Source organism: Gulosibacter hominis, from assembly GCF_904842695.1.
In the GTDB taxonomy this organism is placed as follows: Bacteria; Actinomycetota; Actinomycetes; order Actinomycetales; family Microbacteriaceae; genus Gulosibacter; species Gulosibacter hominis.
This window is the reverse complement of the sequence record NZ_CAJGWQ010000020.1, coordinates 22,269-32,568: the sequence shown is the minus strand read 5'-3', so window position 1 is coordinate 32,568 and position 10,300 is coordinate 22,269. Positions and strand designations below refer to the sequence as shown.

Here is a 10,300-nt window from a genome sequence, read left to right as displayed (position 1 = left end):
CAGCGACGAGAAGCTCTTAAAGCCTGGAACCATCACTACAACTATCATCGACCCCACACCGCCTGCAGTGACCAGCCACCGGCCTCACGCCTCCACACCCGTGTCGACAACGTCATGACCAACTACAGCTAGAGCGCCGGCCCACACTGTTTTTTTAGTGCGAACCCGACTAGCGATCTCCTGTCTGCAGGTGCGCGAGGTTCGCCCGCACCATGCTTTCGGCCACCGACAGCACCTGCTCCGGTGCATCCGCATACAGCCGCCGCGCGATTCGACCGGCGTCGTCACCGCACGCATCCCGCAGCGTCGCCACCTGCTCGAGCCGCCGCATCCGATGCCCCCGCAATCGCTGCGCTTCGCTCGCGAGGTCGGGCAGCGTGGGTCCGTGCCCGGGGCAAATCTGCAGCGGCAGGTTTTCACCGGTAGCGACCAGCCGATCAAGCGTTGCCAGGTAGTCGCCAAGCGTGCCATCCGGGAAATCGAGCATCGTGGTGATGCCGCCGAGAATGGTGTCGGCGGTGAATACCAGCCCGCGGTCGGCGCCGTCGCGAACCAGTGTGAACGACAGCGAATCGGTGGTGTGGCCGGGTGTTGCCAGCACTTCGACTGCGCCGCTTTCAGTTTCGATTCGTTCGCCGCCGCGAAGCGTCGCGGCATCCCGGCAGTATTCGTCGAGTGCGGCAAACGCCCGGGCGCCGGTGCGAGCCACCAGCGCATCAAATGCGCCGGTGTGGTCTCGGTGCCGGTGACTGATGAGCACCGTCTCAATGGGCCAGCGGGCGAGGGCATCAACATGAGGCTCGAGATCGGGACCCGGGTCGATGAGGATGCGGCCATCAATCAAATAGCTATTGGTGCCGCTGAGGGTCATCTGGCTCGGATTATTCGCCCGGATGCGCAGCACACCGGGTGCCACCGCAAAACTTGCGTCATCACGGTGGGAGCTCGCGTCAGCGGCGCGTTCGGAGGTGGCCATAGTGGCCAGGGTACTTGTTGGCCGGCAGGTACGCGCTGGCATACCGGGCGGTGGCGAGAACGGGTGCGGTAGCGTCGGGGGATGACCACTGGTGCGGATATGACACGTGACGGGATGCGTCTGGCAGCGACGGTGCTGTTGCTGCGCGATGGCCGCGACGGGCTCGAAACCCTCATGATGCGCCGGCCAAAGCGCGGTTCGTTCGCGGATGCGTGGGTGTGGCCGGGCGGCGCGGTGGAGGCGAGCGATGGTGGCGCGGTCAATCACGAGCACCCCGCCGCTGAACGCCAAATCACGAGCGCGGCCGCGGTGCGAGAATTGCGCGAAGAAACCGGGCTGCGAGTTGAGGCCAACGCATTGCATCCCTATGCACTGTGGAGCCCGCCGCAGCATTCGATGCCGAAGTTTCGCACCTGGTTTTATATCGCCACCGAGTATTGCGGCACCCCTCGGCCACAGCTGAGCGAGGTGGCCGAGCTTGCCTGGGTGCGGCCCGATGAGATGCTCGCGGCACATGAGCGAGCCGAACGCACACTCATTGTGCCCACCTGGGTGACGCTGTGGCAGCTCATGCAGCTGGGCAGCAGCGAGGCGGTGCTGACACATGTCGCGAACACCCCGTTTGAACACTATGAAACGCGGCAGGTTGCCGAACAGCGCTGCTACTGGTTTGGTGACAGCCAGTGGCAGATTGATGAACTCGGCACGGCATCGCGGCCCGCTGCTCGGCACCGACTCGAAACCGGTGAACGGCCGTGGCGGTATATCCGTGACTTCGAATGAGGCGGCGGGGCCGTTAAGCAGAAGGTGGTTCGGGGAGCTTGACACCCGCAAGGCGTGATGGTGCGCCCTCTTTGAGTCGCAGCATGGCCTCCTGTGAAACGGATGCAATGAGCTTGCCGTCACGCGTGTAGAGATAGCCCTGCGCGAGCGTGCGGCCGCCGTGTGCGTTTGGTGATTTAATGCGCAGCAGCATCCACTCATCGGCGCGGGCAAAGCGGTGCCACCACACGCCGTGGTCGAGGCTCGCCACCCGCAGCCGCGGATCGATCCAGGTAAGGCCGTGGCGGCGCAGCGTGGGTTCGAGCATGAGATAGTCGCTCACATAAGCGATCGCCGCGGCGTGCACGACGGGATCGTCTGGCAGCGGCGCAGCCGATTTCACCCACACGTGGTCGAAGGGTTCACGCGAGGTGCTCGGCTGCAGATAGATCGGGCCGTCGACGTGCCGCATCACGAACGGGCGGCGGTGCACCCAAAAGTTGGCGAGTTTCACCCCGGCCCGCTCAACCAGTTCGGCTTCGCTGGGCAGCGACTCGGGCATCGGCAGGTTCTCGGGCATCGGGAAATCGTGGTCGACCGCGCTTTCCTCTTCCACCTGGAACGACGAAATCATCGACCAGATCGGCAGCCCGTCTTGGAAGGCTTCAACGTGACGGGTTGAGAACGACTTGCCGTCGTGAATCCGGTTGACCGAGAAGGTGATGGGCTTTTGGATATCGCCGGGCCGCAAAAAATAGCCACGCATCGAGTGGATATTGCGGTCTTCTGGCACCGTGCGAGTGGCCGCCACGATCGACTGGGCTGCCACCTGGCCACCGAAGACGCGGCCGCCGGGCATCCACTGGCTGGCGCCGGTGAAAATGTCTTCGGTGGTGCGTGCACCGGTGTCGATGAGGTTGAGCGTGGCGAGGAACGCGTCGAGCGGCGGCATTGCCTCAAGCTCAGCCATCGTTTTTGGTAGCGGCGGCATCTCGGGCATCATGCCGTGCGTGGGTGCAAGATTCGCGGATTCGGTCACGGGCTACAGTGTAACCGCGCCGGCTGCCGCCGCTACCAGTTGCACGCTACTCGTCGTCGCTGGCTGCGCGGGTGGCCTTCGGATTGGCCGTGAGCGTTTCTTTTACGCTGCGGCGCAGCACCTTACCGAGCATCGACTTCGGCAGCTCATCCCAGAGGACATAGCTGCGCGGACGCTTGTACTCTGCCAGGTGCTCACGGGCGTGAGCGCGCACCGCCTGCTCGTCAAACTCGGCCTCTGGGTCGGGCACAACCACCGCGGTGATCGACTCGGCTTTGTTGCTGCCGCGGGCGATACCGACCACCGTAACCTCGAGCACGCCGGGTGCCTGCAGCAGTACCTGCTCGACTTCGGAGGGCGAAACATTGAAACCACCGGTGATGATGATTTCTTTTTTGCGGTCGACAACGGTGACAAAACCGTCTTCATCCTGAGTGACCAGATCGCCGGTGCGCAGCCAGCCGTCCGGCAGCATGACCTGCTCGGTTTCGGCTTCGTTTTTCCAGTAGCCCTGGAACACCTGCGGGCCCTTAATGACAAGCTCACCAACCTCGCCGAACTCGACCTCTTTTTCGAGATCGTTCGGGTCGACCACGCGCATCAGCGTTGATGGCGCCGGCACGCCGATGGTGCCGACCTTGCGGGTGGGACCAAACGGGTTCACCATCGCGAACGGCGAGGCCTCGGTGAGACCATAACCCTCGTTGAGCTTGCCGCCGGCAACCGCCTCCCAGCGGTCAACGATGGCGTTGGTGAGCGTCATGGCGCCGCTCATGGCGTAGCGGGCGTGCGAAAGATCGAGCTCGGGGTTGTCGCGGGCCACGCGCGCGAGCCGGTCGTACATGGGCGGTACCCCAGGCACGAAGGTCGCTGGGTGACGCTTTGATGCCTCGACCACCATGTCGGGGTCGAACGTCGGGAACAGCACCACACGCGATGCCGACACCACACCGTACAGGCCGCCAAGCAGCATCCCGAACGTGTGGAATAGCGGCAGGAACAGATAAATAGTTTCTTCGCCGGGGGTGAACTCGGGCATCCAGGCCGCACCCTGACGGCCGTTTGACACCAGGTTGCTGTGTGAGAGCATGGCGCCCTTCGGCGCTCCGGTGGTACCCGAGGTGTAGGCGAGCGAGGCGATATCATCGGCGCCCGGCTTCGGGAAGGTTTCGGGCAGCTCACCGTGCTTCAGTAGCTGTTCAAAGGGGATGGTTCCCGGTGCCGGGGCGGTGAGCTTTTCACGGCTTTCGCGCGCCTTCGCCACCGGCAGACGCAGCAGGAGCTGCATTTTCAGCGGCATGGCGCGGGTCATGTTCATCGAAATGATGTGCTTGATGCTGAGTTCTTCGGCAAAGTCTTGGATGACCGGCGCGACCTTGTCCCACACGATGACGTATTCGGCACGGTGGTCGGCAAACTGGGTGTAAAACTCGTCGCGGGTGTAGAGCGCATTGTGTTCCACAGCAACCGCACCCAGCCGCAGCACCGCGTAGTAGGCGATCAGGTGTTGCGGACAGTTGGGCATGATGAGCGCCACCCGGTCGCCCTTGCCCACGCCGAGCCGGCGCAACCCTTTGGCCGCGCGCAGCACCTGGTTGTGGAACTGGGCAAAAGTGAGTTCGCGGCCAAAAAATTCGAGCGCTGGCGAGTCGGCGTAGTCGGCGGCCCGCGATGCGAGTTCGTCGTAGAGCGACCCGGTTACCGGCTCGATATCGGCGGGAACATTTTCGGCATAGCTGGCCAGCCAGCCTCGTTTGGCATTGAACTCTTGTGCACGCATGGGGTAAATCCTACGAGACATCTGCGCCCGCTTGCCGTAGCCCGTGCCGGAGCGCAGCCACAGCAGCTGCTACCAAACGTCGGTGGCTCATGCCAGTCTGGAGGGGTGACAAAAAAGGATCTCGGGGGTCGCATCACCGGCACCGGTGGTGACGATACCGGTGCCACGATCCTGCATGTCGATATGGATGCGTTTTTTGTCTCGGTAGAGCAGCTCGAGCGCCCCGAGCTGCGCGGCAAACCGGTAATCGTTGGTGGTAACGGCACCCGGGGAGTGGTTTCTTCGGCGAGCTATGAGGCGCGCGCGTACGGGGTGCACGCCGCCATGCCGATTGGCCGAGCGCTGCAGCTTTGCCCGCAGGCGGTGGTGATTCCAGGCCAGATGCACAAGTATCGTGCCGCTAGCGCCGAGGTGATGCGCGTGTTCCACGACATCACGCCGCTGGTCGAGCCGCTGTCGATCGACGAGGCGTTTTTGGATGTGTCGGGAGCGACCAAATTGTTCGGGTCGCCAGGCGAAATCGCGCGGCTGATTCGTCGCCGCGTGCTTGCCGAAACCGGGCTGACCTGTTCGGTGGGGGCGGCGAGCACCAAATTTGTGGCGAAGCTGGCCAGCGGCAAATGCAAACCCGACGGGATGCTGGTGATCTCACCCGATGAGACGCTTCCCTTTTTGCACGCGCTACCGGTGGGTGCACTGTGGGGAGTGGGCGGCAAGCTCGCCGAAAAATTACACGGCCGCGGCATCAACACGGTGTTCGACCTGGCGCACACCCCCGTGCCGGTGCTCGAACGGCTCGCCGGTAAGGCAATGGCACAGCGGCTATCGGCACTCGCCTGGGGTCGCGATGAGCGGGCGGTAATCACCGAGCATCAAGAAAAATCGGTGTCGCACGAGCAAACTTTTTCGGAGGATGTCACTTCGCACGCCGAGCTTGAACGCGAGGTGCGGGCGCAGGCGGATGCGGTGGCGCAGCGGCTGCGCAAAGCAGATTTGGTTGCGGGTACGGTCGCCGTGAAATTGCGCTGGGCCAATTTTGAAACCATCACCCGCCAGGAACGCCTCGACCGCCCGTCTAGCACGGGACTGGTGCTGTTTCGGGCTGCGGCGCGATTGCTGGCCGGGATGCATCATGATGGCCAGGCGGTGCGGCTGATCGGGGTGCGTGCCGATCAGCTGGCGCCGGCGGGGGAAGCGACGGCGCTCACGCTCTGGGATGAACAGCACGATGACGAGTGGGATGCTGCCGAGCGGGCGGTGGATGTGGCCACAGCAAAATTTGGTCGGGATGCTCTGCGCCCGGCTTCGCTGCTTGGCCGTCATGAGCGCCGTGACCGAGGCACAGGACTTACCGAGCGTCCGAATCGGCCGAGCAACTAGAACCGACTTTTTGAAACCGGCTTTTTTACTTACAGCTGCTGGTCGGCAGCGCAGTGGCTATGGTGCTGCCGGTGAAAACACCGCTGCCGAGTGCGGTGGCATTATTGCGTAGTTGCGGCCGTTCACGTGCTCGAGCCTGACTTCGGCGCTGGTGGCATATTCGAGCAGCGGCTGCTCAATAACCCGCGTCCATCGCACATCCACATCCACCTCTACCCGGCGCATCTCACCGGCAAAATTGAGCACCACCTGAACATTTCCGCGCCAGAACGACAGTGTGCGCTCATCCTCGTCATAGCTCACCGTCACATCCCGTAGCCACGGCGAGGAAAGTTCGGGGAGCGTGCGCCGCAGCGCGATCAGCTCTCGGTAGATCACAAAAAGCCGCTCGTGTTCGGGTTGAGCGAGCTCGTGCCAATCGAGCTTTGACCGCTCAAACGTCGCCAGCGCCTGCGGGTCGGGAACTTCCACATCGGCCCAATCCATGCGCGAAAACTCGCTGATGCGTCCCTCGGTGGTCATTTTTGCGAGCTCGGGTTCGGGATGCGAAGAAAAGAACTGGAACGGACTGGTTGCACCCCACTCCTCACCCATAAACAGCATCGGCGTGAACGGTGCACAAAGCATGAGCGTCGCCCCAACCGCAAGCTGGTCGATTGTGAGCGATTCGCTCAACCGATCGCCGGTGGCGCGGTTTCCAATCTGGTCATGGTTTTGAATCGACACGACCAGCCGCCAGGCGCGCATCCCCTCGGGCAGCGCCCGCCCGTGGTGCCGGTTGCGGAAGCTCGACAGCGACCCGTCATGATAAAAGCCCTTGCGCAGCACCTTCGCGAGCGCACCCAAACCACCGCCGTCGGCGGCAAAATCAGCGTAATAGCCACCAGCCTCGCCGGTGAGCGCCACATGTGCCGAGTGATGGAAATCATCCGACCACTGGCCAGTGAGCCCGTACCCGCCCGCCGAGCGATTCGCAATCATTCGCGGTGCGTTGAGATCCGACTCGGCAATCAGCGAAAGCGGTTTGCGCAGCTGCGCCGAACACGCATCCACCTCATCAGCCAGCTCTTCCAGCACGTGAGTGGCACGAGTATCGACCAGCGCGTGCACCGCATCCAGCCGCAGCCCGTCAACGTGAAAGTCCCGGAACCACATGAGCGCGTTATCGATGATGTAGCGGCGCACCTGGTCGGAGTCGAAGCCGTCCAGGTTTACCGCATCACCCCAGGCGGTGGTGTGCTGGCCCGCCAAATACGGGCCATACATGCCCAAATAATTACCGGAGGGACCGAGGTGGTTGTAGACCACATCCTGAATGACTCCGAGACCGCGCTGGTGGCAGGCATCAACAAAACGCTGATACGCCTCCGGGCCACCGTACTGCTCATGCACCGCATACCAGAGCACACCGTCATAGCCCCAGCCGCGCGGTCCATTAAACGCGTTCACCGGCATCAACTCGACAAAATCAACACCGAGATCGGCCAGGTGATCGAGCTTGTCAATCGCGGCATCGAGGGTGCCCTCGGGGGTGAAGGTGCCCAGATGGAGTTCGTAAATGATGCTGCCGGCAAGCTGCCTGCCGGTCCAGGCCGCATCCGACCAGCGATACCGAGTGGCGTCAAATGTGCGCGACAGCCCGTGCACGCCGTCGGGTTGGCGACGCGAACGCGGATCGGGTCGGGGAGTGTCATCGTCGTCGATCAGGTAGCCGTAGTCGTGCTCACTAACCACAGGCGCCGGCACCGCCTGCTCGGCGGCGATAACGCTGATTGGCCCGGTGAGCGTGAGATCTCCGTCGGCGACCGCGGTGGCCAGCGCGATCGGTTCATCCGGCAGCTCTGGCACCCCAATGGGGCGCCACCAATTTTCGTCCGAACGAGCCATCTCGTAGATGGTGCCGTCGATGACGACGCGCATTCGGTTGGCCTTCGGTGCCCAAACATCAAAACGGGCATCACGCATGGCGGGGGCTCCTTAAAATCGATCGACGTTAACCGGCTCGCAAGCCGCTAAAACCGCACCAGTATTGCCACCGGCAACTCATCAAGCATGCTGGCAAGCAGCGCCTCGCCACTGAACTCCCGGCCGGTGAGCTGATCGAGCCAGCGTCCTTCGGGAAGCGAGACGGTCGTGCCATGCCAGCCGCCGCCCTCGGCGAGTCCCACCGGGCGAATAGCACCAACGAGTGCGACTCCGCCGCGGTCAAACGCCACCGCGTGGTCTTGTGCCGCGCCGGTCACCGTCAGGGGTGTGTACTGCGTAAACCGTTCGGGCAGTTTGCGCCGTAACCGCAGTGCAGCGGTAACCACCATGAGTTTGGTTGCGCCGGTCTCGTCGAGTGCCGGGCGGGCGCCCTTCCCGATCGCGTCGAGTGCCGCCTGCCGGGCGGCCCAATCGACCGGGCGGCGGTTGTCGGGGTCGACGAGTGAGCGGTCCCACAGCTCGGTGCCCTGATACACATCCGGCACCCCCGGTGCAAGCAACTGGATCGCTTTCATCACCAGCGAGTTGTGGTAGCCATGCGGCGTGATTTTTTCGTGCAGCCGGGTAATAATCGCCCGAGCAGCGGGGTGATCGAAGGCGGCATCGATGGCCCCGTGCACACTGGCCTCATACTGCTCATCAACTGCGGTCCAGGTGGTGATTTCACCAGACTCACGAGCCGCCTTAGTGGCGTAGTCGTGCAGCCGCTCGCGTGACGCCGGCCACGCACCCACAACGGCCTGCCAGATCAAATTGGCGAAGGCGGGGTTTTCAATCGGCTGAATTTCAAGCAGCTCGTGCAGCGCTTCGGCCCAGTCATCGGGCATCTCACTCAGCACGTCAATCCGTGCTCGAGTGTCTTCCGAACGCTTGGTGTCGTGCGTGGTCAGGGTGGTTTGTGCGTGTGGCCAGCGTGCAAGCCGCGCCTGCTGAGCGGCGTGGAAGTCAGCCACGCTCGTGGCTAAATGGCTCGGGTCGCCACCGACCTCGTTGAGCGAGGTGAGGCGCGAAAACCGATAGAAGGCCCGGTCTTCTACCGCCTTCGCCATGATCATGCCGGTGGTTTGTTGCCAGCGAAGCGCGGCGGGATGCGCCGGGTCGCGCAGCACTCGCAGCAGCCGTTCGATTTCGCCGGCCAGATCTGGATGCCAATCGGCGGCATTGCGCGCGGCCTGCTCGAGCAGTTCGGCGCCGTGCGGCAAATAGGTGCGGTAGACACTGAAATTCGCCGCAATTTCGCTCAGCGCATCGAGCGTCTGGTCGCTCGCGTCATCCAGTTCACGAGTTACCCGGCGCAGTTCAGCCTGCAATGCATCATCGGCGACGTCACGCTTGCAGTGGTGGATGAGCGTATCCCAATCGTCAAGATCGCGGGACGACAGCGCGGCGGCCGCCTGCTCGAGATCGGCAATTCCGTCGGCATCCACGAAGAGTCGTTCGGTGGCAGCAAGCGCGTCATACCCGGTGGTGCCCTCGCACGCCCAGTCAGGCAGCTGCTCACCGGGTTCGAGAATTTTTTCGACGATCACATAGGCGCCACCGGTGCGCTCGCGAAGCCGCTCGAGATAGCCGGCCGGGTCACGCAGTCCGTCGGGATGGTCAATGCGCAACCCGTCAACGAGCCCCTCACGCAGCCACGAGAGGATCTCGGCGTGCGCCGCATCCCACACCTCGTCACGTTCAACACGCAGGCCGGCAAGCGTGGTGACCGTAAAAAACCGGCGGTAGTTCAGCGCGTGGTCACCGAGCCGCCAGTGCACCAGTCGGTAGTGCTGATTGGCGTGTGTGGTGCGGATGTCTTCGCTTGCGGTTCCGGGGGAGAGTGGAAACTCGAGATCCCAGTAGCGCAGCACCCCGGCATCAGCATCGACGGTGACATGTTTGATGGGATCGCCGGGCTGCTCGGGCATATCGTCATCACCGATGATGGGGATGAGCAGCTTACCGTCGCCAGCATCCCAATCAATATCGAAAAATTCGGCATAGGTCGAATCACGCCCGTGCCGCAACACATCCCACCACCAGGGGTTTTCGCGCGGCACGCTGATCCCCATATGGTTGGGCACGATGTCGACCAACACGCCCATGCCGAACTCGTGTGCCGTCTCGCACAGCCGCACGAACTGTTCACGGCCGCCGCGGGCTGCATCAACACGGGTGGGGTCAACCACGTCGTAGCCGTGCTGCGAGCCGCTGGTCGACTGCAGTACGGGCGACAGATAGATCCAGTCGACACCGAGCTGGGAGAGATAGGGCAGCTGCGCGGTGGCCGCTGTGAAACCAAACTCGGGGGTTAGCTGAAGCCGGTAGGTGCTCTTTGGTACCCGACGCTCAACGGTCGATGACTGCGGATCCGACATAGTTGCTCGCTCCTTTG

General features: G+C 63.2%; 7 protein-coding genes and 1 pseudogene. 3 read left to right on the top strand and 5 right to left on the bottom strand.

Annotated elements, in window-relative coordinates; genetic code table 11:
* Positions 1–132 (top strand): annotated as a pseudogene (locus tag JMV54_RS10010) (integrase core domain-containing protein); the annotation flags it as partial.
* Positions 133–169: 37 nt separating this feature from the next.
* On the opposite strand, the gene JMV54_RS10005 reads toward JMV54_RS10010, so the two are convergent.
* On the bottom strand, positions 170–976 hold the full coding sequence (locus JMV54_RS10005; RefSeq protein ID WP_201518775.1) for an MBL fold metallo-hydrolase: 807 nt from the start codon (positions 974–976) through the stop codon (positions 170–172).
* Between the two features lie 81 nt (positions 977–1,057).
* On the opposite strand from JMV54_RS10005, the gene JMV54_RS10000 reads away from it, so the two are divergent.
* Entirely contained in the window at positions 1,058–1,759 is a 702-nt protein-coding gene (locus tag JMV54_RS10000; protein ID WP_201518774.1) for an NUDIX hydrolase, read from the top strand.
* 13 nt (positions 1,760–1,772) lie between these two features.
* Here JMV54_RS10000 and JMV54_RS09995 read toward each other — a convergent pair whose 3' ends face one another.
* Both JMV54_RS09995 and JMV54_RS09990 read right to left on the bottom strand, forming a co-directional pair.
* Positions 1,773–2,708: an acyl-CoA thioesterase gene (locus JMV54_RS09995; RefSeq protein WP_201518779.1), complete on the bottom strand. Its 936-nt coding sequence runs from the start codon at positions 2,706–2,708 to the stop codon at positions 1,773–1,775.
* 115 nt (positions 2,709–2,823) lie between these two features.
* The gene (locus tag JMV54_RS09990; RefSeq protein WP_201518773.1) at positions 2,824–4,557 is read right to left on the bottom strand and encodes an AMP-binding protein; all 1,734 of its coding nucleotides are present in this window, start codon (positions 4,555–4,557) and stop codon (positions 2,824–2,826) included.
* Positions 4,558–4,662: 105 nt separating this feature from the next.
* Here JMV54_RS09990 and dinB point away from each other — a divergent pair, with 105 nt between their 5' ends.
* Positions 4,663–5,937 carry a DNA polymerase IV gene (dinB, locus tag JMV54_RS09985; RefSeq protein WP_201518772.1) on the top strand — a complete coding sequence of 425 codons (1,275 nt, stop codon included), beginning with the start codon at positions 4,663–4,665 and terminating at the stop codon, positions 5,935–5,937.
* A 57-nt stretch (positions 5,938–5,994) separates the two neighbouring features.
* On the opposite strand, the gene treZ is transcribed toward dinB, so the two are convergent.
* Complete coding sequence (gene treZ / locus JMV54_RS09980; protein ID WP_201518771.1) at positions 5,995–7,902, bottom strand: malto-oligosyltrehalose trehalohydrolase; 1,908 nt, start codon at positions 7,900–7,902, stop codon at positions 5,995–5,997.
* Between the two features lie 47 nt (positions 7,903–7,949).
* Positions 7,950–10,283, bottom strand: coding sequence for a malto-oligosyltrehalose synthase (gene treY / locus JMV54_RS09975; protein ID WP_201518770.1), 2,334 nt, complete (start codon positions 10,281–10,283; stop codon positions 7,950–7,952).
* Positions 10,284–10,300 lie beyond the last annotated feature (17 nt).